The following is a 24,773-nucleotide window of genomic DNA, read 5'->3' on the forward strand; positions in this document are numbered from 1 at the left end:
CTTTGGCGAAGAGGGTTGACTAATGACGACTCACAGTTATCTGGAATATGTATTAACTATACTCGGCTGGCTCATCAATATCGGAATCTGGGACACGATTACCGCAACTGGCCTATTTACCCTTCCCCTTCTGTTCAGGCTATTTACTTTATGGCTTAAGGCCCACGAACAAAGCAGCAATAAGAGCAATGCTGGTGCGTTAACTCTCACATGGATGGTAAACATGATATACGTAGCGTTACTGGTAATTATATTCACCTGCATCCCGCTGCTGAATATCGACATCACTACAATGAAATATGATATTCTTCGCTTAAAACAGTGCAACTTCTCTGTTCCCACCATACCGGAGTAATCCGGCTATGCACCGCTGGTCAGTGATATCAGTGGCAAAACGGCATCCGTTCCGATCTGGTGGCATCTGGTGCATACCCTATCAAAAGGCATAACGACCACAGCAACAGCTACACTGCCCTGCAAACCCGATCTGCGCCAGCTGCGTTTTGATATACAACGTACCCGTATCAGCAATCAATTACTCAGCCAGGAATTGCTGTATTTTGCCCATGAATGCTTTGCGCCGTCACGGGTAAGACTGAAATAGCGTGAAATAACACTGTCTGAATCAGAAATCAATGATTTGGCGTGGATGGGTTCCCGCTGGTTTCTGACACAATTAGGATACTACGATACCTTTCACGCCCGTTCCCCACGCCCTGCATGGACTTAAGAACATGAGCGCGATGCGGGATTATTCAATTCGGGCAACGGTGGATACCCCATCTGTAAATAATGGTGGTCGGATACGGTTCGGGGGCTACGCTCACAGCTCATCGCACTGGTAAAACCTGAAATATGGCAGGGTTGCGCCAGTTACCTTACTGCAGGAACGATTACGAGGAGGCAATATTACGCACCATAGCCAGCCCGCACAACATAACAGCATCACAGAGCGGAACCATCTATTCAGGGTACGGCAGCAACGTCGATCCGACGCTGAACAATCAGATAACCCATAATACAGGCTTCGTCATCAACATGCTGAAGTCCTTCTTCCTCTTTCCCACCTATGATTCTTTATGACAGGCATTACCCATGGTGCAGGTGCTTTTGCTGATGGCGCTGGTAGCCAGTATCCCTCTAGTCACACTGTTTTCTGCCTACAGCCCGAAAACGGTAATTACCGTACCTTCGCTCAGTTCGGGCTAATTTTCCTGTCGTTCTGGTGGGAGTTGACACGGTGGCTCGATACATCACTACTGGAGCTGATATATGGCAACGACATGCAGAACTGCATTGGAATGCAAAATTCCGGGGATAGTTTATTAATGCAATTCGTTCTGGGAGCGATGTTTATAGTGCTGCAGATGTTCTGAATGGGGGCCGTTAGCTGGGCTGGTATTTGGACAGGAAACTCGCTGGACGGGCTCTGATGTTTACCCAGAAAGGTATGAAACCAGGCAGAAAAAAGAATTCTTCGACTTATAGCAGCGAAGAAGATTCATATTCTTGCTTAAGAGTTTGTCCTGATTGTCAATCCATCAATTTTTACCCGTTGATTCTTTACAAGGGATGAGTGGGTGGCTGTAGTATTGTTCGAAATATTTTACTTTTTTCAGATACTTGGCTTATGGAGTTGTCAGGGCCCCCGCAACCAACACTTCTAAAACAATAAACACCCTTAAGGGTGTTTTTTTGTATCTGCCGTTTGTGAAAATGCCGGGCAAGATACCCGGCATGATGCCCTACCCTCGCCGCGCCAGCGTTTCTCCGTCTGAGAAATAGGCCTGGATACCCGCCAGAATCGACTCCGCCACTTCCTGCTGGAATTTAGCCGTCTTGAGCTTGCGTTCCTCTTCCACGTTACTGATAAACGCGGTTTCGACCAGTATGGACGGAATATCCGGCGCTTTCAGTACCGCAAATCCGGCCTGCTCGACGCTGTTTTTGTGCAGCTTATTGACCCGGCCCAGCTTGCCCAGCACCGCTTTACCAAACTTCAGGCTGTCGGTAATGGTCAGCGACTGCACCATATCGAACATCGTATGGTCGACGTAACGATCGCCGCTTTTGCTCACCCCACCGATTAAATCCGAGGCGTTCTGCGTATCCGCCAGGTATCTCGCGGCGGTACTGGTCGCCCCTTTTGTAGACAGGGCAAATACCGATGAGCCGCTCGGCTGGCGGCTGGTGAAGGCATCCGCGTGAATAGAGACAAACAGATCCGCGCGCTGCTTCTGCGCTTTCGCCACGCGGACCTTCAGCGGGATAAAGACATCTTCGTTGCGCGTCATGTAGGCGCGCATATTGCCCTCTTTGTCGATTAACGCCTTCAGACGACGGGCAATTTGCAGCACCACATCTTTTTCGCGGGTGCGATATTTCCCGACGGCGCCGGAATCTTCCCCGCCGTGGCCAGGATCGAGCATGATCACAATCGGTCGGTCGCGCCCCGCCCTGCCCGGCTTCGGCCCGCTTTGTGCTGGTGGAACCTGCCGGTCGAGATCGCCTTTGTTGTAATCCTCAAGGAGTGCCAGGAGCGGATCCTGAATATCCGTGGCATTCGCCGGATAGAGATCCATTACCAGACGCTCCTTAAAGGCGGCAACAGGCGCAAGGGCAAAGAGCTGCGGCTTCACGTTCTGCTTCAGCTCAAACACCATGCGCACGGTTTGCGGATCGAACTGCCCGACGCGCGCCGATTTGATAAACGGATCGTCGCCGCGGATCTGAGCCGCCATGCCTTTCAGCACGGAGTTGAGGTTCACACCTTCGAGATCAACCACCACACGTTCAGGATTGCTGAGGGCGAATTGCTTATATTTCAGCACGCGGTTGGACTCAACCGTCACGCGCGTATAGGTCGACGACGGCCAGACGCGCACCGCGACTACCTGGCTTGTGGCGGCAAGACCCACCTGGCTGACGCTAAGCAACCACATCGCCCCGGCCCCTTTTAACAGGCGGCGGCGGCTTATTGCTGAATTGGATCCCGACATGCTTCTCCCGAGCAATAAAACTGATTAATGAATAAAACGTCTGAATTGACCGAAAACTTTAACGAATGACGCATAAACTGTCATCTATAAAAGGGTAAACAATCATACGTTAACGCACGGATTACTTATCATTTTCTGTGGGTCGCAGAAAATTTAGGCTTGCACGGACGGCCACAATCGAATAAAAATACAGAAATTACGAATAAACATACATTAAGGGTTGTGTCATGGTTAAGGAACGCAGAACCGAACTGGTCCAGGGATTCCGCCATTCTGTTCCCTATATCAACACCCATCGGGGAAAAACGTTTGTCATCATGCTTGGCGGCGAAGCCATTGAGCATGAAAACTTTTCCAGCATCGTCAATGATATTGGCCTGCTGCACAGCCTCGGCATCCGTCTGGTGGTGGTGTATGGCGCACGTCCGCAAATCGAAGCCAACCTCGCCGCGCATCATCATGAGCCGATTTACCACAAACATACCCGCGTGACGGATGCGAAAACCCTCGAGCTGGTCAAACAGGCGGCGGGCCTGTTGCAGCTCGATATTACCGCCCGCCTGTCGATGAGCCTGAATAATACGCCGTTGCAGGGCGCGCATATCAACGTGGTGAGCGGCAATTTTATCATTGCTCAGCCGCTCGGCGTGGACGATGGCGTGGACTACTGCCACAGCGGTCGCATCCGCCGTATTGATGAAGAAGCCATTCACCGTCAGTTAGACAATGGCGCGATCGTTCTGATGGGCCCTGTTGCCGTCTCCGTAACGGGTGAAAGTTTTAATCTGACCTCGGAAGAGATTGCTACCCAGCTGGCCATCAAGCTGAAAGCCGAGAAAATGATTGGGTTTTGCTCTTCACAAGGCGTCGTGAATGATGAGGGCGTAATTGTGCCAGAACTTTTTCCGAATGAAGCTCAGGCACGCGTCGAAGCGCTGGAAGCACAAGGCGATTACTATTCCGGTACGGTGCGTTTTCTGCGCGGTGCCGTCAAAGCGTGCCGCAGCGGCGTACGCCGCAGCCACCTGATCAGCTATCAGGAAGACGGCGCGCTGTTGCAGGAGCTGTTCTCCCGGGACGGTATTGGTACGCAGATTGTGATGGAGAGCGCCGAGCAGATCCGCCGCGCCACCATCAACGACATCGGCGGTATTCTGGAGCTGATCCGGCCGCTGGAGCAGCAGGGCATTCTGGTTCGCCGCTCCCGCGAGCAGCTGGAGATGGAGATCGACAAGTTCACCATCATCCAGCGCGATAACCTGACCATTGCCTGTGCGGCGCTTTATCCGTTCCCGGAAGAGCAGATTGGAGAAATGGCGTGCGTTGCGGTGCACCCGGATTACCGTAGCTCTTCCCGGGGCGAACTGCTGCTTGAACGCGTGGCGGCACAGGCGCGCCAGATGGGTCTGAGCAAACTGTTCGTGCTCACCACCCGCAGCATTCACTGGTTCCAGGAACGCGGCTTCACGCCGGTGGATATTGATTCACTGCCGGAAAGCAAGAAAGAGATGTACAACTATCAGCGCCGCTCGAAGGTATTAATGGCGGACCTGGGGTGACAGGTAGCCCTTTCCTGTTGGAAAGGGCGTTCATTCAGGCAGATTCAAATATCGCGCTTAATCCGCTCCTGCGCTCGGTGCGGGTGGCAATCGCCTGTCCCAGCACGCGTTCATCCGCATACAGCGACAGACGCTGACGCGCACGGGTAATGGCGGTGTAGACCAGCTCACGGGTTACGACCGGTGAAAGCTGTGTCGGCAGGATCAGCGCCGCATGGTTGAACTCGGAGCCCTGAGATTTGTGTACCGTCATCGCCCATGCCGTTTCATGCTCCGGCAGGCGGCTGGGCTGAACGGACTTCACGCTGCCGTCCGGCAGCTGGAACCACACGCGCAGACCGTTGCCGCGATCGAGCGCAATGCCGATATCCCCGTTGAACAGCCCCAGCGCACTGTCGTTGCGGGAGATCATCACTGGCCTGCCCTCATACCATCGCGAATGCAGCTGACGGTTAATTCTGCGTTTCTGCACAAGCAGCTGCTCCAGCCTGTCGTTCAGACCCGCGACGCCAAACGGCCCTTCGCGCAGTGCGCACAGAAGCTGGTATTCGCCAAATGCGGCGATGACCTGCTCGGGCTGACTGCGCTGCTGCACGCAGCTCAGAAAATGCTGGTAACCCTGGAGAGCCTCCTCAAGCATTGCCTGATACTCTTCCCCGCTTTGCAGCGATTTCTTTTCTATGTCAGTGAAGGAACCGTCAAACACCGTGCGCGTGGCATGCCGATCCCCACGGTTTACCGCCGCCGCCAGCTGGCCGATGCCGGAGTCGCTGCCAAAGCGGTAGCTTTTTTGCAGCAGGCACAGGCTGTCGCGCAGCGCGCCCGCGACGGGTGAGCGATCGGGCTCAAGCGAGCAGCCGGTCAGGCGGGCAAGCTCCTGCGCCCGCGCGGCGGTATAACCATAGCTGGCGTAGGTACAGATATCTCCCAGTACCGCCCCGGCTTCAACGGAGGCGAGCTGGTCGCGATCGCCCAGGAAAACCACGCGCGCATGCGGCGGCAGAGCATCGATCAGGCGCGACATCATGGTCAGGTCGATCATAGAGGCTTCATCCACCACCAGCACGTCCAGATGCAGCGGATTGCCCGCATGGTAGCGCAGACGCTGGCTACCCGGCTGAGCGCCGAGCAGACGGTGCAGCGTACTTGCTTCACCCGGGAAAAGCGCAAGCTGTTCCTGCGTCAGCGGCAGCCGTTGCATCGCGCCGCCCAGAGATTCGGTCAGACGCGCCGCGGCCTTTCCAGTGGGCGCCGCCAGACGAATACGGCATCGCTGCTCGCCTGAAAGCTGGATCAGGGCGGCCAGCAGTTTTGCTACGGTCGTTGTTTTCCCGGTCCCCGGGCCGCCGGAAATCACCGAAATCCGTCGCGTCAGGGCGACAGCCGCCGCCACTTTCTGCCAGTCCGTGGCTTCACCAGAGTCAAACAGACTGTCCAGCGTCTGGCGAAGCTGCGCTTCATCGCAGGGAAGCGGCGCGTTGGTCTCACTAAAGAAACGCGCTACCGTCAGCTCGTTTCGCCACAGGCGGTTCAGGTACAAGCGCTCACCCGAGAGGATCAGCGGTGCCTGGTTTTCTCCCGGCCCGACGGCCGATGATTCGCACAAAATTTTCGGCCAGTCCACCGTCTCACCCAGCAGCGCAAAGCAAGACTGGAGGACAGGGGGCATTTTTTCATCAATCACCAGACGCGAGAGCGGCAGACACACATGCCCCTCTCCGGCGTCTTTACTCAAAAGGGCAGCGGCAAGCATCACGGCGGGCTGGTCAGCGGCAATCATCATGGCAAACTGCACGTCCAGCTGACGCAGCACGCGTTGCTCTACCGCATCCAGCAATAAGTCCTGCATCGTCATGCCATCTCCTCCGCGTTTGCTGCAAACAGGTTATCCATTTTATCAATCAGTTCGGCGTCCGGACGAGTACTGAAGATCCCGGAGTGCGGATCGGCAGCGTCGACCCCGCGTAAGAACAGGTAGATGACGCCACCAAAATGGTCATCGTAGCGATAATCCGCAATACGGTGGCGCAAATAGCGGTGCAGCGCCAGGCTATAGAGCTGATATTGCAGATCGTAGCGATGCATTTGCATGGCTGCCGCCATCGCCTGTTGGGTATAGGCTTCGCTGCTCTCGCCCAGCCAGTTGGATTTGTAGTCCAGCAGGTAGTAACGCCCTTCGTGACGGAAGACCAGGTCGATAAACCCTTTCAGCATGCCCTGTACCTGACGGAAGTTCAGCGGCGGGCAGCCGGCTGATAGCGGATCGTACTGACGGATGAGCGCATCGAGCGCGTCGGCCTTAAGCGGACCTTCGACAGGCAGATAAAACTCCATCTCAACCTGCTTATTTTTGGCCGTTAGCTGGCGAAGCGAGAAGCCCTGCTCCGTCAGCGGCGCCTGCAAAATGGCGTTGATCCAGTCTGTGAGAACGGGCTGCCAGTGCGCGTCATAGCCTCCGCTCTGTAGCATCCTCAGCACCCACTCCTCACTGACAGGCTGGGTAAAATCCAGCTCCTCAAAGAGGCTGTGTAAAAAGGTGCCCGGCGACGCGCCGCGCGGGAACTGATGCGGGGTTAACGTTGGCTCAACCGGCACCTCTCCCACCCCTGCGGCATCCACGTCCAGCTTCGGCATGAGATCCTGCGCAATACTTTGCCCGTGCTGTTGCAGGCCAGAATAGCTGGTGACTCGCCAGTCGTCGGCAAGCACCCGCGTGATCTGGCGCGCGTTAAGATCGGTGGCGGTCTCTTGCGCCATTTGCCAGCGGCTATTGTCTGGCAGAGTGGGGATATGTAGCGCGATATCGTCACCGCAAAGCGACTCAATGCAGTGGCGCAGCCCCGCCGCATCTTTCGGCTCGCCACGCTGAATAAGCCGCCCTAACGCGCTTAAATGGAAATCGCTCTCCCCCGTTTTTTCTCCGCGACGGCGAAATACGGGCGCGACGCCCAGGCTGCAATGCCAGACAGAACGGGTCAGCGCCACGTATAGCAGGCGCAAATCCTCCGCCAGACGCTCCGCTTCCGCCAGCTCAACGCTGGTTTCCGCTTTGCTGAGATCGAGCACCGCATCGAAAGTCTCGCGGTCATGGTAAAAGGCCTGATCCTGAACGCGGTAGTTCGCGATGAAGGGCAGCCAGACCAGCGGATACTCGAGACCTTTCGATTTGTGAATGGTGACGATTTGCACCAGATGCTTATCGCTCTCAAGACGCATCTGCTGGCTTGAGGCGTTACTGTTGGGATCCGCAATTTGCTGCGCCAGCCAGCGCACAAGGGCATGTTCACTTTCAAGCTGGGTACCCGCTTCCTGCAACAGTTCGCTGATGTGTAAAATATCGGTCAGACGCCTTTCACCGCCGGATGTCGCCAGCATATTTTCGGCAATCTGACGCCGCGTCATCAGCTCGCGAAGCATCGCCATGACGCCGCGTTTTTGCCAGCGCTCACGGTAATGGACAAACTCTTCCACTACCGTATCCCATGCGTTTTCGTCATGGTTAAGCACGTCGATATCCCGCGCGTTCAACCCCAGCATTGAACTGGCCAGCGCGCTTCGAAGCGTATTTTCGCGTTCCGGCGCCAGCACCGCCTGAAGCAGCCAGAGCATTTCCTGGGCTTCCAGCGTGTCGAACACGCTGTCGCGGTTAGAAAGATACACGGAGGGAATATCAAGCAGCGTAAGCGCATCGCGGATCAACGCCGCTTCCTGACGGCTGCGCACCAGCACGGTGATATCAGAGGCTTTAACAGGATTTGCCTGTTCCCCCTTCCACAGCAGCGCCTCGCCGCGCGCGCCTGCGCTCAGCCAGTCACGGATTTGCGCGGCGCAGTGCTGGGCCATCGCCGCCTGATAGTCGGCAACACCATAGCCTTCCCCCTCAAGCAGCCAGAAGGTCATGGCGGGTTGCACCGCACCGCTGACTTCAAAGCGTAAGGTCGCGTTATTTGGGGCAGATTTCACCGGCAGGAAAGGAATTTCATTGAACATGAACGCCGACTCCATGCGGCTGAACAGCGCATTGACGCTCTCAACCATCCCCGGCGCGGAGCGCCAGTTCGTGTCTAACGTGTAGTGCGCGACGACCTCGCTGCGAGCTTTCATATAGGTAAAGATATCGGCCCCGCGGAAGGCATAAATTGCCTGTTTAGGATCGCCTATCAACAGCAGGGCAGTGTCGGGCTGCTGTCGCCAGATGCGGCGAAAAATGCGGTACTGCTGGGGGTCGGTGTCCTGAAATTCGTCAATCATCGCCACCGGGAATCGGGTACGGATCGCGCTGGCGAGCGCTTCACCATTCTCGCTGGACAGCGCCTCGTCCAGGCGGCTCAGCATATCATCGAACCCCAGCTCGCCCCGGCGACGTTTTTCCCGCGCGACGGCCTGGCGGATCTCCGTCATGGCGCGGGTGATCATCAGATCGTTGAGCGTTAATGGCTCAGCAATCAGCGCTTCAATCGCCACAAACAGGGGATGCTCGGGCACAATGCCGTCGGCTTTAGTCCGCTCGGTCAAAAAGCGCTGCGAAAATTTTTCCAGTGCATCCGGAAGCTGGTAGCCCCGCGTCTCCTCCTGGGCCCAGGCGCTGATCTTTTCGATCCACTTCCCCTGGTTCCCTCGGTTGAACTTGCGTCTGTCGATGCCTGAGTTTTCGATGATCGCATCAATTTCACCGACCGACTCATTCCACTTCTGCTTAAGCGCGGTAATTTTGGCGACAATCTTTTCATGGCGCGAGGCCAGCGTTTCATCGGCAGGCGGCGGGGATTTGATGACCGGCGCTTCGCCTTGCAGGTAACGGTCGATGGCGCGAAGAAGATCTTCCGGACCTTTCCACAGGGCGTGAACCGCTTCGGCAATGTCGCGCTGCAACGGATAACAGTGACGCCGCCAGAAATCCGCGCAGGCCTGATAGCGAAGCTCGGATTCATCTTCAATAAGCTGTTGCTCAAAGAGCATGCCGGATTCAAACGCATTCAGGCTCAGCATGCGCTGACAAAAACCGTGAATGGTGAAGACGGACGCCTCGTCCATTTGCCGTTCGGCCAGCAGCAGCCATTGCGCAGCCTGTTGCTTATCGGCGATCTCGTCCAGCAGGCTCGCGTAGAGGGGGTTATCCGTGGTCTGGCGCAGACAGGCGATGCGCAGTTCATGAATGTTACTGCGAATACGGCCACGCAGCTCGGCAGTGGCCGCTTCGGTGAAGGTGACCACCAGCAGCTCCTCCACGCTTAACGGGCGTGAAAAAGCGGCACTGCCGCCGAGCCCTAACAGCAGACGCAGATAGAGCGCGGCGATGGTATAGGTTTTTCCCGTTCCCGCTGAGGCTTCAATCAATCGCTCGCCCTGTAGAGGTAAACTTAGGGGATCAAGCGGCTCAGCGGTATGGGTCATTCTTTTTTACTCCAGGGCATAGACTGCTGTAGTGCGCTGACGCTCTTCCAGACGGTCCACTCTTTCGATTTTACGTAGTCCGTTTTCCCGTTCTGGCTGCCAGAGACCTGAGAGAGGATGGCCATACCCTGCGGTTTTACCACCGCCTGGTGGAAGAAATCGGCAACCTTTTGTGGCGTCAGCTGTTTTATTTCGGCCACTATTTTATCACGCGAATCAAATTTCATATTACCGCGATCGAAATCTTTGCTCAGCTGCGAGGCTTCTTCGCCCAGCGTCTGCGGCGGCTGCATCACCTGCGCGATAACGGCCTGCTGGATCTGGGCAAACTCCTCCGGCTTCATAGCCCGCAGTTTTGCTTCCGCCTGCGGGAAGAACGCCTGATAGCGCTGCCACAGGTAAGCGGGCTGCTTGTCGCTGCTTTGCAGAAGGAAGCCCAGCCCCCACTGGCGGCCCACGTTCATGGAGAAAGCGAACACCGCGTAGCCCAGTTGCTCCTCGGTGCGCAACTGGTTGTAGAACCACGGCTGAATAATTTGTCCAAGCACGGCGCTCTGGGCAGAGCTGGTAAATTCATCATAACCGGTAGGTACAAACACCGCGGCCAGCGCGGAATCGGTGCTGCTCCCCGCTTTTTCGAAGATCGCGTTTTGCTTTTTCTCTACCAGCACGTCCTGGTTACGGCACCACTCATCGCCTTTTGAACCCAACTGCGTACGGACGTTTTGCGCCAGCGTTTTAGCCTGCTCTTCGCTCATATTGCCCACAACCAGGAACTCCGGACGGGTATTGGTTTTCAGCGCATCACGGTAAGCCAGAACCTCTTTTAAGGTCACAGAGGGCAGTAACGCGCGGCGATCTTCGCGCTGGAAATAAGGAATTTGCGACAGCATCTGCGCCGGCATAATCGCCTGATCGTAGGCTTTCCCCTTCTCCGCAGAATCCATCATCTGCGCATACCAGGACTTAGCCTGCTCAAGCTGTTCTTCCGTAGGCGTGTAGCTGAAATAGCCCTCCAGCAGCGCCTGGAACAGCTGCGGCAAACGCTGGGTATAGCCGTTGGCATTCACCATCAGGCCGTTATTGGCGTTGGTCGAGAAGCTGATGCCGCCAACGGCAGCCTGGTTGCTGAGCTGATCGAGGGCAATACCGGCCAGATAATCGTTCAGCGCAAACAGCACCTGATTTCTGGCGCTATCCATTGCTTTCGGGTTGCGCAGCACCACGCTGACATCCGCTTTTGGCTCGTCGGCGAAATAGCGGCTTGGGGTGTAGACCACCCGCAGCGTCGGCTCATCAACAATCAGTTCCGGGTGCGGATACGCCTTTGCGGGTTTGATCAGCGTGAAATCATCCGGGATGTAGGGGTTAAGCTCCGGCAACTTCAGCGCAATCTCACCCGCCTTTTTCTGCCAGCCCGCGAAGGTCTGTTCGCTGATTTTTTCAACCTGATACGGAGCATCCACGAAGTAGGCCATTTTGTTGTGCGGTTCGTTCGGGCTGATATACCAGACACGGGCATTCTGTGGGGTCATCATCGCCAGACGCGCCTTGAGCGCCCCGGCGTCATACTGGTCGGCAATATTTACCGCATCCAGCGTATGTTCCACGGGCACGCGGATCATGGTATCTGCCAGCCACTCAACGTAGTCCATGTCACGCGTGATAGAGGGATAACGGAAATCGAGATCCAGCACGTGCGCCAGCTCGTCAAAGTAGCGTTTATCGACGCCTTTCTCGCGCAGCAGAGAGAGATAGCTAAAAATGGCCGCAACGACATCGTCACGGTGAGCCAGCCCTTTATCGGTTAGCGTCGCGGAGATTGCCAGCACGCCGCTGTTACCGTTTACGACGGGATCGGAGTCAGCGCGAATACCTTCCACCAGCCCCTGCTTTTGCAGCCAGTCAGAGAGCGTGCCCGGGCTGCGGTTGCCGATAAGATAGGTCACCAGCTCGTCGGTTTTGCTGCGGAACTGCGCCGTGTTGTTATCAATACGGAATTCAACGCGTAAAACCTTGCGGGGCAAGGCCGGGACATAGTGAATAACGATGCCTTTTTGCGCGTCCGTGACAACCGGCACGTTAATCTGCGGCCGCTCGATATTTTTATTTGGCACCCTGCCATAGGTTTGCGCCGCCATATTTGCCAGCGCTGGCAACGGTTTATTACTGTAGATCACCGCTTTCATCAGGTTGGCGGAGTAGTATTTGTCGCGAAACGCATGCAGCGCATCGAGCACCGGGCTACCCGGTTTGTCGCTCAGCGTTTCAAGATTGCCGCCTGAGAAGCGCGAACCCGGGTGCGCCGGGTTGATGGTTTCTGCGCTGACCTGCGCCATGCGCATACCGTCTCGCGTGCGCGCCATGGTCAGTTCGGCGTTCACGGCGTTGCGTTCCCGGTCGGCATATTTTTTATCCAGCAGCGGTGCGGCGATGGCATCCGCCAGACGGTCGACCGCGCCATCAAGCGCATCATTTTCCACTTCCAGGTAAAACGCGGTGCGGTACGGCGCGGTACTGGCGTTGTGGCTGCCGCCATGCATTTTCAGAAATTCAGACAGGCTGTCAGGCTGTGGGTATTTTTTAGAGCCCATCAGCGTCATGTGCTCAAGGTAGTGCGCCAGTCCCGGATGGGCTTCAGGATCTTCCAGCGAACCCACCGGCACAACCAGCGCGGAGAGCGATTTCACCGCCTGAGGGTCGGAAACCAGCAGCACGGTCATCCCGTTATCAAGACGAATCGCCTGATACTGACGGGTGTCCTTTTCGCTCTTACGGATTGTTTCCTGGACGGGTTGCCAACCGGAATCGGCCTGAGTGACGGGAGCCCAAAGGGCGATAAACAAAACAAACGCTTTTAACAAGGTGCTGCCTGGCATTACGACCTCTTTATCACGGCTACATCATTAACAACGTGCGTGCTGGACACGCCAGCATCTCTTTCTCTGGGTACATCAGTCCGTGATAAGAGGTGCATCATAAATGAACACCTCATGCTGCGCAATTTTTATACAGCACTCAGGACTGATTAAATTTGTACAACGGTAACAGGTAGCGTTGCGCCTCTTCCGTGATAATGTCGAAATATTCTGGCTCCAGCGTTCGCCATAAACGTTGATACCAGACATCGTCGCCCTCGCCACGTACCATCATGTTCCCTTCGTAGGCCTGCAAAAACTTGCTGCGCGCTTTCTGGAGCGAAGCCTCATCCGTTAACATGGCATCATTCTGCGCGTCGTAACAGGCTTTTATCCACGCCCCCCCACTTTCAGGCAGTAAAAGTAGTGGTTTGTTCATGCCCTGACGGTAGCCTTCAATATAAAGCGACAGATACGTCAACGCCTGATCAGGCTTCATGGGCGGGAAGCGCCACTCGCCGTCCTTACGTACAAACAACCGGCTTTCGCCTTCGTGACCATTCGCACAGTAGACAAGATGTTCGAGCCAGAGTTGCAGGCCATGTGAAACGCTGAGCATGGAGGGGCGCCAGCGCAGCAGCCCGTCAGACTGCACGTGCGTGAGCCAGCCGCTGAGGTGGATACCGTTACAATCGAGATCGATTTCAATGCTGCTCGCCGGCTGCCGACACGCGATAACCCGGTCAGCAAGGGCTTGCATCTCTTCGCACTGGGCATCCCAGACGATTTCGCCGAACGCGCCATACGGAAGTAATCCCGACGCCCTGAAACGTCTGAACAGTTTGCTGGCATCTTCTTCGTCAACCAACGCATTCAGAAGCTGGGAATTGAGCTTAAACCGCTCCAGCCCATCAAGAATAAACGGTTCCGCATCGGGGATTTCGCTCTCTTCCGAGCGGAAGTTCACCTGCAAGCGTTGCTGGAAAAAAGCCCGAACCGGATGCGCCCAAAAGCGCTGTAGCTGCTCAAACGTGAGGGTGTCTATGGCGAGCGGTTCGAGCGCCTGAATAAAATCGGTTTGCGGTGTTCCCTCGTTCTTCGCGGCGGGAAGCCACTCGCGGGCGTAGCTTTGCAGTTCATCAGGAACGTAATTGACAGGATCAAACGGCATTCGGCTATGGTGACAGGTGATATGCGCTTTCACCCGACGTTCGCTTTCGTCGCAGTTACAGGCTTCATCGCCCGGCAGATAGTGACTCTGTCCGATGTAGTCCACCAGCTCCTGCACCAGCACCGACGGGAAACGCTCGCTGTTATCCTGAATTGAACGCCCGATATAGCTGATATAGAGCCTGCTTTGCGCGGACATCAGCGCCTCAAGGAAAAGATAACGGTCATCATCGCGGCGGCTGCGGTCGCCCCGCTTCGGCTGTGCGCTCATGAGATCAAAGCCCAGGGGAGGCAGCGCGCGTGGATAAATACCGTCGTTCATGCCAAGCAGACAAACCACTTTGAACGGGATTGAACGCATCGGCATCAGGGTGCAGATATTCACCGGCCCTGCAAGGAAGCGCTGGCTGATGCGCTCCTGGTCAAGGCGTTGCGTCAGCTCATCACGCAGAAGCGAAAGGGGAACCGCCTCGTGATAGTGCGAATTTACCCCCTCATCCACAATGGCCTGCCACTGCTTCTCGATAAGCGCCATGGCAGCCTCTGTTTCGCTGTCCGGCAGGAAGAAATCATTCAGCATGTCGCGGCAAACCGGCAGCCACTCTTCAAGCGGGCGGGGCTGCATCAGCGCGCGGCGCCAGCGGTTGAGCTGCATCAGCAGCGAGGCCAGGTGACCTACCAGTTCCGCGATTAACCCGCTGGACTCATCGTACGGCAGCACGTCATTCCATTCGCCGTGGATGCTCTCCATCGCATACCCCAGCAGCATGCGGGTAAGGCCAAACTGCCAGGTGTGCTGGCCGGTTGGTGGAAGCTCGAACTCCTGAACGTTGTCATCGTCAATTCCCCAGCGGACGCCGGATTCGTTGACCCACTGACGCAGGTAGCGCAATCCCTCTTCGTTAATGTCGAAACGTGCGGCCAGAACAGGCACATCCAGCAATGCCAGCACATCCTCAGAGATGAACCGGCTATCGGGCAGCGAAAGCAGGCTGATAAAGGCCTGAAGCGCCGGGTGTGACTGACGAGCGCGGCGGTCTGAGATGGCGTAGGGCAGATAGCGGTCACCCGTTGCGCTGCCAAATACCGCCTGAATAAACGGGCTATAGCTGTCGATATCCGCCACCATCACCACGATATCGCGCGGTGTCAGGGTTGGATCGTCCTGCAACATGGCCAGCAGGCGGTCATGTAGAACTTCAACTTCACGCTGTGGACTATGGCAAACGTGGATCGCGATACTACGATCGTCAGGATCCAGTTTTCGCTTCTTATCGCTTCGCGCAAACTCCTCGGCAGTGATCCCGGCAACGGCACGGTTCTCTAAATCCAGAATATCGAGCTGAATATTGTGCAGCAGGCTGTCGGGCGTAATATCCGCAAACGCATCCACGTCCCCCTCTCCCGAGGAGGTGATATCTGAAAGCAGATAAATATAGTCGCGCCCCAGCTTGCCCCACGAGGCAAGCAGCGGGTTCGGCAGGTTCTGAATCCCCTCTTCATCGAAAAGCTGCGCCGCGTTTTCAGTGTCCTTAAACAGCGGCACGGCACGTTCCTCAAAGAGGCGTTTTCGCTGGCGGGTGACCAGCCGTGAAAGCCAGCGCGGATCCTGAATATCTCCCCAGTAGTGCCGACACGGGTTGGTAAAAAGGATATGGATATCAGTGTGCTTACCGAGCGCTTTGAGCGCGTTCAGGTAGACCGGCGGCAGCGCGGAGATACCGCAGATGAACACGCGTGACGGCAAACGGGCTGGCCGTTCTGCGGTGTTCTCGAGTGTTGAGATAAAGCGATCGTACAGGTTAGCACGGTGCCATTTAGGCTGACCGAGCTGCTCGGTATGCTCGACCAGCGCTTTCCAGAGCGGCGCCTGCCAGATTTGCGCTTCCGGCAACCCATCGACTAATTCTCCCGCTTCCCAGCGAATCAGCCATTCTGCACGGTAAACCAGATACTGGTCGTAGAGGTCGGCGGTGCGTGAGGCCAGTTGAAACAGTTTGCGCTTGTCGGTGTCATCATTCAGGTAGTGGCGCAGCATGGCGAACTCTTCATGCTCCAGCATGTCCGGCAGCAGTGTCATCAGTTTCCAGGCCATGCTTTGTTTGTTGAATGCGCTCTGCTCGGGAATATCCGGCAGGACGCGAACAAACATCTCCCAGATAAAGCTCGCGGGCAGCGGAAAATCGATGTTCGCCGCAATGCCAAACTTCTGCGAAAGGGACATTTGCAGCCACTGCGCCATACCGGTGCTCTGCACCAGCACCATTTCTGGCTCAAACGGATCGTCGAGACGCTCTTGCTCAACGATATACTCCATCAGTGCTTCCAGCACATCCAGACGATTTGAGTGGTAAACCCTTAGCATAAACGCTCCCGACTACCGGCTAACCGGGCAATGCAGACGCGTCAACGCGCCCTGCGGCCCCATAGGAGAAATAAGTGTGACCGTGATGCTGACACATCCGGTCTGTGTTGTCTGCCCCCGACTGACCTGCCAGCCCGGCGGGAGCATCGACGTTGAGATCTGCGTCTGATTCCACGCATGATGCCATAGCTGACGATACTGGCTAAGCGCCGCATACCGGGCCGCCAGCGCGCGATGATATCCGGATAACGCCGTCACAACCACAACCAGCAACATCATTGCCAGCAAAACCTCAACCATGCTAAATCCTTTTTGTCTGCTCAGGGTAACTGACATAGCGCTTTTTCCTTAAGGGGGCAGAAATCGCTCCAGCCGTGGGCAGAAAAGCGTATTTGTCCTTCCGTGATTTCTCCGCCCTGCCAAAGCAACAGATCGTCAAATCCGGCAATAAGCAAAGCCCGATCCCTGAGCAGCCTTAAACAGACCCGCCAACGCTGCGTCTGCTTGCACTGAACCTCTGGCCGTAAAGCCCAGCGCTGAACGCGTCCCCACTCCAGCGCAGACTGCACGGCAGCCTGCTGGCGAACGGACAGACTCTCATTACTCACCACAGCATTAAAAGTTTTCAACTGCTGGTTTAATCCGGTGAGGATCAGCGTGCCGAGCACCAGCAACAGCAGGACCAGCACCAGCGATGACATGCCCCGCTGACGATTCACAGATTGAACCCCGTTACGGTGTGGTGGGCTGAAAAGGGTGTGGTCAGTTCATCTTTGCGCCGGGCGCGCAGCTCGACATTGATTACCGGTGCAAAACCAGCATGGTCGGTTTTGGTGATCATGAACTGCTCGATCAGGATCCGATCGGGGTCGGTGAGTTTATCCCACCCCTTACCTTCACAGGACGTCGCGCCCCGCAGCGTTTCAAGCGCGCCGGCTTCAAGCCGAAATCCCGTGCTGTCATTTTCTGACGCGGAGGTATCCCACTGACCGTTGCTGTTTACATCCCACTGCACAATTGCACAGCGCCCTTGCCTGCCGATGATTAACCCTTGCCCCTGACAATGCCCTGCACAATATCCTGCTCGCTGGAGCTGTTTACCGATCGCAAGCAGGCGTTGCCACACCTCCTCTTCCAGCTCTCGTTGCCCGGATTGCAGTAAAACACCCCGCTGGAGCCCGGGTAAAAAACGTGACGTGCTGAGTAACAGAATGCTGCTTATCGTCATCGCAATCAGGACCTCCAGAAGGGAGAACCCTTTTTGTTTTACTGGCATAGACTTTCTCCTGCGGCATTACACAGCCTGATACGCCCACCATTTGAGACAACAACCCACCACGCACCGGCGCGGCTCTGCACGCGAACATGTCCGGCCCATGCGGTATCCCTTAAGCCGTAAAATCCCAGCGCAGGCGTGACGTCGCTCAGCGTGACCTCCGGCCATAACGGTTTCATCACGAACGGGCCGCCGCTGTTGCAGCCAGGGACTACAGCGCTGATAAGGCAGGCCTGATTCCCGTCAGCGTGAAGTGCGATCCTGTGCACGCTGTTGTGACGATTTGCGTCGTTTCGCAAAAACACCAGGTAATCCCGCACCTGACAGACTGTCTGCCAGAGCCGCTGCCGCTGTTGCCAGCTGTCCCAGCCATAAAGTCCCGTCGCGCTGAGGATCACGACCAGCGAGATGGCGACAAGGGTTTCGATAAGCGTAAAGCCATGTTCGTTTTTCATGGCGGGAGTGTCGCGGAAAGGCAGAAAAGGCGCGAGCGTCAAACCAGAACATTACGAGCCGCTTTCAGGAGAATGTCGTCTGTTGCAACGCATTGCATCCTCTCTGGAAACAGGCTCGAAAAACAAAACGAGCACGAAAAAAAACCGGCGCTCAAGAGCACCGGTTGTGTCAGGATCCGCCGTATCAGATGGCGACAGGCGCTTTAATGCCGGGATGCGGGTCGTAGCCTTCAATCTCGAAGTCATCAAAACGGTAATCGAAAATCGAATCCGGCTTACGTTTGATCACCAGTTTCGGCAGCGCGCGCGGTTCACGCGTCAGCTGGAGATGCGTCTGTTCCATATGATTGCTGTAGAGATGGGTATCACCGCCCGTCCAGACAAAATCGCCCACTTCAAGATCGCACTGCTGCGCCATCATGTGCACTAACAGCGCGTAGCTGGCGATGTTAAACGGCAGGCCGAGGAACACGTCGCAGGAGCGCTGATAGAGCTGGCAGGAGAGCTTGCCGTCCGCCACGTAGAACTGGAAGAAGGCATGGCACGGTGCCAGCGCCATTTTGTCCAGCTCACCCACGTTCCAGGCAGAAACGATGATACGACGCGAGTCCGGGTCATTCTTCAGCTGGTTCATGACGGTCGTGATCTGGTCGATATGGCGACCGTCCGGGGTTGGCCACGCGCGCCATTGCTTGCCGTAGACCGGCCCCAGGTCGCCGTTTTCGTCTGCCCACTCGTCCCAGATGGAGACATTGTTTTCATGCAGATAAGCAACGTTGGTATCGCCTTGCAGGAACCAGAGCAGTTCATGAATGATCGAGCGCAGATGGCAGCGCTTCGTCGTCACCAGAGGAAAGCCTTCTTGCAGATTGAAGCGCATCTGGTGGCCAAAAATGGAGAGCGTACCGGTGCCGGTGCGGTCGTTTTTCGGCGTGCCCTCGTCGAGCACTTTTTTCATCAATTCAAGGTACTGTTTCATGGTTCCTCAGGAAAGTTGTTGCTGTGGACGACGATACGCCCAAATCATCATAATGGCACCCGCGACAATCATCGGGATGGAGAGGATCTGCCCCATGCTGATGTACTGTACCCATTCGCCGGTAAACTGCGCATCCGGCTGGCGGAAGAACTCGACGATGATACGGAATGCGCCATAGCCAATCAGGAACAGACCAGAGACAGCCCCCATTGGGCGCGGTTTGCGGATGTACAGATTCAGGATGATAAACAGCACCACGCCTTCCAGCGCCAGCTCGTAAAGCTGAGACATATGGCGCGGCAGAACGCCGTAGGTATCGAAAACAGACTGCCACTCAGGGTGCGAAGGCAGCAGCGCGATATCCTCTGCGCGCGAGCCCGGGAAGAGCATGGTAAACGGCACGCTCGGATCGACACGCCCCCACAGCTCACCGTTGATGAAGTTGCCCAGACGCCCTGCGCCCAGCCCAAACGGGATTAACGGCGCGATAAAATCAGCCACCTGGAAGAAGTTACGTTTAGTGCGTTTGGCGAAGATCACCATGACCAGGATCACACCAATCAGCCCGCCGTGGAAGGACATGCCGCCGTCCCAGACGCGGAACAGATAGAGCGGATCGTTCAGGAATACCGGGAAGTTGTAGAACAGGACATAGCCGATACGGCCGCCCAGGAACACGCCGAGGAAGCCAGCATAAAGCAGGTTTTCCACTTCGTTCTTCGTCCAGCCGCTGCCGGGACGACTGGCGCGACGGCCAGCAAGCCACATGGCAAATACGAAGCCCACCAGGTACATCAAACCGTACCAGTGAAGCGCTACGGGTCCTATTGAGAAAATTACCGGATCAAATTCCGGAAAATGCAGATAACCACTGTTCATCTGTCACCACAAGATGTTGTTATTCCGCTGAAAGTGGACAGCGGCTGAATTGCATTCCCGCCGTTGGCAGGTGCTCCAAAGTTGCGAATCATAGCATAAGGCAGGCGCGGAGGATGCGCCTGAGATGTAAAAGATGTGTATAGGGTTTGATGCGCGCAGGTCCCTTCACCCTGGCCCTTTCCCCAAACGGGCGAGGGGATTGTTAGCTGCTCGCATTCATTTGTGGGGTTCCCTCCGCCCTGAGGAAGAGGGGAAAGGCGTTAGCGACCACCGCGGATCAGGCCGCCCATACCGCGTCGTTCCATAAATGCCGCCACCTGGTGACGAACCTCAGCTGCCAGCTGCGCGTCAAGGCTGCGCTCAGCCAGCTCGCGGGCATCATTGACGTCAATATGACGCAACAAATACTTCACGCGCGCTACCGCGCGGCCGTTCATCGACAGATGGCGATACCCCAGACCAATCAGGATCGCGACGCACATAGAGTCTCCGGCCATTTCACCGCACAGGCGCAGATCAATACCGTACTGTTCAGCCTCACGGGCGATCATCGCCAGGGCACGAAGCATCGCCGGATGCAGGCTGTCGTAGATGCTGGCAACGCGGGTGTTGTTGCGATCGACCGCCAGAATGTATTGCGTTAAGTCGTTGGTGCCGACGGAAATAAAATCGACGCGGGTCGCCAGCTGCGGCAGCATAAAGACCATTGAGGGCACTTCGAGCATCACGCCGATACGCGGTTTCGGAATCGCATAGCCGATCATCTCTTCCACTTCGCGCCCGGCGCGTTCTATCAACCGCCGCGCTTCGTCGATCTCGTCAATACTGGTGACCATCGGCAGCAAAATGCTGAGATTCCCCGTGGCCGCGTTGGCACGCAGCATCGCACGAACCTGAATAAGGAAGATTTCCGGCTGATCGAGGGTAATGCGGATCCCACGCCAGCCGAGGCAGGGGTTCTCCTCGCTGATGGGCATGTAGGGCAACTGTTTATCCGCGCCGACGTCCAGGGTGCGCAACGTTACGGGTTTGTCGTTGAACATCTGCAACATGCCCTGATACTGCGCAACCTGCTCCTCTTCTGAAGGGAAGCCGCTTTGCAGCATGAACGGGATTTCGGTGCGGTAAAGGCCAATGCCGTCGATGCGGCTGCCGAGCTTTTCTTCGTGCTCGGGGCTTAAGCCAGCGTTGAGCATCACCTTTACCCGCTCACCGCTTTTGAGCTGCGCGGGCAGGTTGACGTCATCTTCCGCCAGCTTGCTTAATTCATTCTCTTCACTGATAAGGCGCTGGTACTCCTGGAGGAGAACCGGCTCAGGATCAACCAGCAGCTCACCGCGATACCCGTCCACCACCAGCGTGCGGCGATGCAGCACGGAGGGCTGAATATCCGCGCCCATAACGGTCGGGATACCGAGCGCACGCACCATGATGGCGGCATGGGAGTTAGCTGCGCCATCGCGCACCACCACGCCCGCCAGCCTGTCCTGCGGTAACTCCGCCAGCGTCGTCGCCGAGAGTTCATCGGCCACCAGCACAAACCGGCTTGGCCAGGCATTCGCCCCCTGAATGGTATCATCGAGGTGGAAAAGCAGACGTTGCCCAAGCGCGCGTAAATCACCGGCTCGCTCTTTCAGATAACCGTCAGTCAGCACCGCAAACTGTTCGGCAAATTTTTCGATGACCTTTTTAACCGCCCACTCTGCCACCGAACCTTTATCGACCTCGGCAAACAGCTCACGGCGCAAGCGCGCATCGGAAAGCAGGTGTGAGTAAAGATCGAAAATGGCCGCCGTCTCTTTTTGCGCACCAGCGGCAAAGCGTTTGCTGTAGCGACGAAACTCATTTGCCGCCTCTTCCAGCGCGGCGGTAAGCCGCTCGCGCTCAAGCGCTTCATCCAGCGTAGAGGCTTCGTAGACCTGCTCCATCAACGGTAGCGTGGCATCCATCCAGCCTTCGGCGATAGCGACACCCGGCGAGGCCGGAAGCGCGCGGATACGCGTATGACGATACTGGCCAAAAAGGGCGGCCAGCTGGGACTGGGAGAGGATCGCCGCCATCTGCGTTGCCAGCGTGACGAGGAAGGACTCCTCGCTTTCGTCGTACTGGCGCAACTCTCGCTGCTGAACAACAAGCACGCCAAGCAGCTGACGGCGCTGAATAATCGGCACGCCAAGAAAAGCGCGGAAACGCTCCTCTTTTACGGAAGGGATATATTTAAAGCTGGGGTGTTTTTGCGCATCGGCAAGGTTGATTGGCTCCGCCAGTCGCCCGACCAGGCCAACAATACCTTCATCAAACGCGAGCGTGACGGTGCGTCCCCGTGGTTTTTTTAAACCGCGGGTTGCCATCAGGTAGTAGCAACGTCGGTCATGGTCGGCCAGATAGACCGAACAGACTTCGGTTTCCATCGCAAGACAGATGTCCGTCACCAGAATATTCAGCGCCTCGTTGAGGCGAGGCGCACTGGCAACCTTTTCAACTATTTCTCGCAAGCGGGTGAGCATGATTTGCGTAGCTTAACCTCTTTTACGTCGCCAGGCAGGTGCGCTCTGTGGCTTCGGAGGCGTCTCCTGAAGCTGCATAACGGCACTTGCGAACTCTTTCATCACCCTACGGTAAACATCGCGCTTAAAAGACACGACCTGACGAACCGGATACCAGTAGCTTACCCAGCGCCAGCCATCAAACTCCGGCGTGCTGCTGGTTTGCATATTGATATCTGAATCGTTGCCCACCAACTGCAAAAGAAACCACTTCTGTTTCTGGCCGATACAAACCGGCTTTGTGTCCCAACGCACCAAACGTTTCGGTAACTTGTAACGCAACCAGTTGCGGGTCGAAGCCAGGATGCGAACATCTTTGCGGCTTAAACCAACCTCTTCAAACAGCTCCCGGTACATCGCTTGTTCTGGGGACTCTCCAGGATTGATCCCGCCTTGCGGGAACTGCCAGGAGTGCTGACCATATCGCCGGGCCCACATCACCTGACCCTGACGATTACAAATTACTATTCCTACGTTTGGGCGGTAGCCATCGTCATCAATCACCGGACTACCCCAAACTAAATCTGATATATGAATGATTGTTTCACACTACAGGGAGGCGGTAAACCACTCTCTTACAGGCCTGCAACCTAATAACATTTGAATAACTCACAAATTTGTGAGGAGTTATAAACAGATGAGGACGACTGAGACCATTTTTATTCACCTTTTCTGTGGATATAGTTGTGAAGAAGTACGGAATTACCGATGAACAACCTTGTAGACCGACGAAACGCCCGTTTACGCCATTCATAATAAATCTTTTAAATTCAGACCATTACAGTTAAAAACAGGGCATTAAAGGCGATTAACGTGACGATCGTCACATCAAAGATCCTCCTGCTGATGAAAGATCGAACAGCGTCGGTTTTATCCACAGATTGTGCCAATAAGTTAGGCACAATTTGTGTGAAAATTCGATTTTCATCGCACGTCAAGGCTGTAAATTGAAACAGTAGTGGTGGTTATACCCAGTTATCCCATTTTTCTGTGGATAACATGGTGTAAGATCCTGTTTATTGTCAGTGACCAGAATTGCACAACCTGTTTTTTAGCCATGCCACGCTGCTTTTTATCCTAAAAAACCTGATAAAAACCAACCACATGGAATATGTACTCAGAAAAAGGTAAACTCTATCCACAAGGGATAAAATATCAGCTCATTTTTTAACCAAAAGGTTGTTAGCATGCATTCTCTCGCCCCACTGCTCTCCCCTCCCGTCAGTGAAGCTCAGCTGCTCCAGCAGGCACAGCGTCTGGCAGGCTATTCGCTGGGTGAGCTGGCCGTGATGGCGGGGCTGACGATACCTAACGATTTGAAGCGCGATAAAGGCTGGATCGGCGTGTTGCTTGAACGCTGGCTGGGCGCAAGCGCGGGCAGTAAACCGGAGCAAGATTTTGCGGCGCTGGGCGTTGAGCTGAAAACGATCCCTGTCGATAGCCAGGGGCGGCCGCTGGAAACGACCTTTGTCTGCGTGGCGCCGCTGACGGGGAACAGCGGAGTGACCTGGGAAACCAGCCACGTCAGGCATAAGCTGAAGCGGGTATTGTGGGTACCCGTTGAGGGCGACAGGCAGATCCCGCTGGCAGAACGTCGCGTTGGCGCCCCGCTGCTCTGGAGTCCGGATGAAGAAGAGGAGAGGCAGCTTTCCGAAGACTGGGAAGAGCTGATGGATATGATTGTGCTGGGACAGGTTGAGCGGATCACCGCCCGGCATGGCGAAGTGCTGCAACTCCGTCCAAAAGCCGCCAACAGCAAAGCGCTTACTGAAGCGGTAGGTGCACGGGGCGAACCGATCCTGACGCTGCCGCGCGGTTTCTATCTTAAAAAGAATTTCACCGGGGCGCTGCTGGCACGCCACTTCCTGTTGAAAACATAGTTTTTTACCAATTTTGCGCTCCGGCTAACATAATCTCCTCCTTTTTAAGATTTCCCCCCTTTCACCTGTCGTAATATCAGGTTATTACTACACTATGATTTGATACGAGCCAGGTGAGGATGAGAACGATGAAAAAATGGGCAGTAATTATCTCAGCAGTCGGTTTAGCGTTTGCGGTATCGGGTTGTAGCAGCGACTATGTCATGTCAACGAAAGATGGTCGCATGATCCTGACCGATGGCAAACCCGAAGTCGACGACGATACCGGTCTGGTGAGTTACCGCGATCGCGAAGGCAACCAAATGCAAATTAATCGCGACGAAGTATCCCAGATCATCGAGCGATAAACAGATAAAGGTCAGTAGCTTGCTGGCCTTTTTGATTTTTTCCTTCCCCTTTTGTCTTCCCTCTGC

At 55.7% G+C, this 24,773-nt stretch carries 19 protein-coding genes; 6 read left to right on the plus strand and 13 right to left on the minus strand.

Features of this window, described 5'->3' with window-relative positions; genetic code table 11:
• The first annotated feature begins 22 nt into the window (after positions 1–22).
• The 3 genes from DBR02_RS26930 to DBR02_RS26940 all read left to right on the plus strand — a co-directional run bounded on the left by DBR02_RS26930 (position 23) and on the right by DBR02_RS26940 (position 1,376).
• Positions 23–355 (plus strand): hypothetical protein, encoded by a 333-nt coding sequence (locus tag DBR02_RS26930; RefSeq protein ID WP_233157620.1) that lies wholly within the window; start codon positions 23–25, stop codon positions 353–355.
• Positions 356–424: 69 nt separating this feature from the next.
• Positions 425–604, plus strand: a complete 180-nt coding sequence (locus DBR02_RS26935; protein ID WP_254058665.1) for a conjugal transfer protein TraG N-terminal domain-containing protein — start codon at positions 425–427, stop codon at positions 602–604.
• A gap of 475 nt (positions 605–1,079) precedes the next feature.
• Positions 1,080–1,376 carry a conjugal transfer protein TraG N-terminal domain-containing protein gene (locus DBR02_RS26940; protein WP_233157619.1) on the plus strand — a complete coding sequence of 99 codons (297 nt, stop codon included), beginning with the start codon at positions 1,080–1,082 and terminating at the stop codon, positions 1,374–1,376.
• Between the two features lie 369 nt (positions 1,377–1,745).
• On the opposite strand, the gene amiC is transcribed toward DBR02_RS26940, so the two are convergent.
• Positions 1,746–2,999: an N-acetylmuramoyl-L-alanine amidase AmiC gene (gene amiC / locus DBR02_RS05375; RefSeq protein ID WP_107533645.1), complete on the minus strand. Its 1,254-nt coding sequence runs from the start codon at positions 2,997–2,999 to the stop codon at positions 1,746–1,748.
• Between the two features lie 227 nt (positions 3,000–3,226).
• On the opposite strand from amiC, the gene argA reads away from it, so the two are divergent.
• Positions 3,227–4,558, plus strand: a complete 1,332-nt coding sequence (gene argA / locus DBR02_RS05380) for an amino-acid N-acetyltransferase (RefSeq protein WP_006811807.1) — start codon at positions 3,227–3,229, stop codon at positions 4,556–4,558.
• A gap of 34 nt (positions 4,559–4,592) precedes the next feature.
• On the opposite strand, the gene recD is transcribed toward argA, so the two are convergent.
• From recD to rppH, 12 genes are all read right to left on the minus strand, one after another.
• Entirely contained in the window at positions 4,593–6,413 is a 1,821-nt protein-coding gene (gene recD / locus DBR02_RS05385) for an exodeoxyribonuclease V subunit alpha (RefSeq protein ID WP_107533646.1), read from the minus strand.
• Positions 6,410–9,952 carry an exodeoxyribonuclease V subunit beta gene (gene recB, locus DBR02_RS05390; protein WP_107533647.1) on the minus strand — a complete coding sequence of 1,181 codons (3,543 nt, stop codon included), beginning with the start codon at positions 9,950–9,952 and terminating at the stop codon, positions 6,410–6,412. Before recB ends, recD begins: the two co-directional genes overlap by 4 nt.
• Positions 9,949–12,831: a pitrilysin gene (gene ptrA / locus DBR02_RS05395; protein ID WP_107533648.1), complete on the minus strand. Its 2,883-nt coding sequence runs from the start codon at positions 12,829–12,831 to the stop codon at positions 9,949–9,951. Before ptrA ends, recB begins: the two co-directional genes overlap by 4 nt.
• A gap of 139 nt (positions 12,832–12,970) precedes the next feature.
• On the minus strand, positions 12,971–16,345 hold the full coding sequence (gene recC, locus DBR02_RS05400; RefSeq protein WP_063451928.1) for an exodeoxyribonuclease V subunit gamma: 3,375 nt from the start codon (positions 16,343–16,345) through the stop codon (positions 12,971–12,973).
• A 12-nt stretch (positions 16,346–16,357) separates the two neighbouring features.
• Positions 16,358–16,681 (minus strand): prepilin-type N-terminal cleavage/methylation domain-containing protein, encoded by a 324-nt coding sequence (locus tag DBR02_RS05405; RefSeq protein WP_107533649.1) that lies wholly within the window; start codon positions 16,679–16,681, stop codon positions 16,358–16,360.
• On the minus strand, positions 16,666–17,064 hold the full coding sequence (locus tag DBR02_RS05410; RefSeq protein ID WP_107533650.1) for a DUF2509 family protein: 399 nt from the start codon (positions 17,062–17,064) through the stop codon (positions 16,666–16,668). Before DBR02_RS05410 ends, DBR02_RS05405 begins: the two co-directional genes overlap by 16 nt.
• Complete coding sequence (locus DBR02_RS05415; RefSeq protein ID WP_107533651.1) at positions 17,061–17,621, minus strand: prepilin peptidase-dependent protein; 561 nt, start codon at positions 17,619–17,621, stop codon at positions 17,061–17,063. The genes DBR02_RS05410 and DBR02_RS05415 overlap by 4 nt, the downstream gene beginning before the upstream one ends.
• The gene (locus DBR02_RS05420) at positions 17,612–18,076 is read right to left on the minus strand and encodes a prepilin peptidase-dependent protein (RefSeq protein WP_107533652.1); all 465 of its coding nucleotides are present in this window, start codon (positions 18,074–18,076) and stop codon (positions 17,612–17,614) included. The genes DBR02_RS05415 and DBR02_RS05420 overlap by 10 nt, the downstream gene beginning before the upstream one ends.
• 184 nt (positions 18,077–18,260) lie before the next feature.
• The gene (gene thyA / locus DBR02_RS05425) at positions 18,261–19,055 is read right to left on the minus strand and encodes a thymidylate synthase (protein WP_006811817.1); all 795 of its coding nucleotides are present in this window, start codon (positions 19,053–19,055) and stop codon (positions 18,261–18,263) included.
• Between the two features lie 6 nt (positions 19,056–19,061).
• Positions 19,062–19,934 (minus strand): prolipoprotein diacylglyceryl transferase, encoded by an 873-nt coding sequence (gene lgt, locus DBR02_RS05430; protein WP_107533653.1) that lies wholly within the window; start codon positions 19,932–19,934, stop codon positions 19,062–19,064.
• Positions 19,935–20,194: 260 nt separating this feature from the next.
• The gene (gene ptsP / locus DBR02_RS05435; RefSeq protein ID WP_063869276.1) at positions 20,195–22,441 is read right to left on the minus strand and encodes a phosphoenolpyruvate--protein phosphotransferase; all 2,247 of its coding nucleotides are present in this window, start codon (positions 22,439–22,441) and stop codon (positions 20,195–20,197) included.
• Positions 22,442–22,453: 12 nt separating this feature from the next.
• Positions 22,454–22,984, minus strand: coding sequence for an RNA pyrophosphohydrolase (gene rppH, locus DBR02_RS05440; RefSeq protein ID WP_063451936.1), 531 nt, complete (start codon positions 22,982–22,984; stop codon positions 22,454–22,456).
• 683 nt (positions 22,985–23,667) lie between these two features.
• Between rppH and mutH the strand changes: the two genes are divergently transcribed.
• On the plus strand, positions 23,668–24,360 hold the full coding sequence (gene mutH / locus DBR02_RS05450; protein WP_063451937.1) for a DNA mismatch repair endonuclease MutH: 693 nt from the start codon (positions 23,668–23,670) through the stop codon (positions 24,358–24,360).
• A gap of 128 nt (positions 24,361–24,488) precedes the next feature.
• Positions 24,489–24,707 carry a YgdI/YgdR family lipoprotein gene (locus DBR02_RS05455; protein WP_003862794.1) on the plus strand — a complete coding sequence of 73 codons (219 nt, stop codon included), beginning with the start codon at positions 24,489–24,491 and terminating at the stop codon, positions 24,705–24,707.
• The last annotated feature ends 66 nt before the right edge of the window (positions 24,708–24,773 follow it).

Source organism: Enterobacter cloacae complex sp., assembly GCF_900322725.1.
GTDB classification, from domain to species: domain Bacteria; phylum Pseudomonadota; class Gammaproteobacteria; order Enterobacterales; family Enterobacteriaceae; genus Enterobacter; species Enterobacter quasihormaechei.

Excerpts from the sequence above, each read along its gene's own strand:
- DBR02_RS26930 (WP_233157620.1), top strand. The coding sequence starts at position 23 with ATGACGACTCACAGTTATCTGGAATATGTATTAACTATACTCGGCTGG.
- DBR02_RS26940 (WP_233157619.1), top strand. The coding sequence starts at position 1,080 with ATGACAGGCATTACCCATGGTGCAGGTGCTTTTGCTGATGGCGCTGGT.
- amiC (WP_107533645.1), bottom strand. The coding sequence starts at position 2,999 with ATGTCGGGATCCAATTCAGCAATAAGCCGCCGCCGCCTGTTAAAAGGG.
- argA (WP_006811807.1), top strand. The coding sequence starts at position 3,227 with ATGGTTAAGGAACGCAGAACCGAACTGGTCCAGGGATTCCGCCATTCT.
- recD (WP_107533646.1), bottom strand. The coding sequence starts at position 6,413 with ATGACGATGCAGGACTTATTGCTGGATGCGGTAGAGCAACGCGTGCTG.
- recB (WP_107533647.1), bottom strand. The coding sequence starts at position 9,952 with ATGACCCATACCGCTGAGCCGCTTGATCCCCTAAGTTTACCTCTACAG.
- ptrA (WP_107533648.1), bottom strand. The coding sequence starts at position 12,831 with ATGCCAGGCAGCACCTTGTTAAAAGCGTTTGTTTTGTTTATCGCCCTT.
- recC (WP_063451928.1), bottom strand. The coding sequence starts at position 16,345 with ATGCTAAGGGTTTACCACTCAAATCGTCTGGATGTGCTGGAAGCACTG.
- DBR02_RS05405 (WP_107533649.1), bottom strand. The coding sequence starts at position 16,681 with ATGTCAGTTACCCTGAGCAGACAAAAAGGATTTAGCATGGTTGAGGTT.
- DBR02_RS05415 (WP_107533651.1), bottom strand. The coding sequence starts at position 17,621 with ATGCCAGTAAAACAAAAAGGGTTCTCCCTTCTGGAGGTCCTGATTGCG.
- DBR02_RS05420 (WP_107533652.1), bottom strand. The coding sequence starts at position 18,076 with ATGAAAAACGAACATGGCTTTACGCTTATCGAAACCCTTGTCGCCATC.
- thyA (WP_006811817.1), bottom strand. The coding sequence starts at position 19,055 with ATGAAACAGTACCTTGAATTGATGAAAAAAGTGCTCGACGAGGGCACG.
- lgt (WP_107533653.1), bottom strand. The coding sequence starts at position 19,934 with ATGAACAGTGGTTATCTGCATTTTCCGGAATTTGATCCGGTAATTTTC.
- ptsP (WP_063869276.1), bottom strand. The coding sequence starts at position 22,441 with ATGCTCACCCGCTTGCGAGAAATAGTTGAAAAGGTTGCCAGTGCGCCT.
- mutH (WP_063451937.1), top strand. The coding sequence starts at position 23,668 with ATGCATTCTCTCGCCCCACTGCTCTCCCCTCCCGTCAGTGAAGCTCAG.
- DBR02_RS05455 (WP_003862794.1), top strand. The coding sequence starts at position 24,489 with ATGAAAAAATGGGCAGTAATTATCTCAGCAGTCGGTTTAGCGTTTGCG.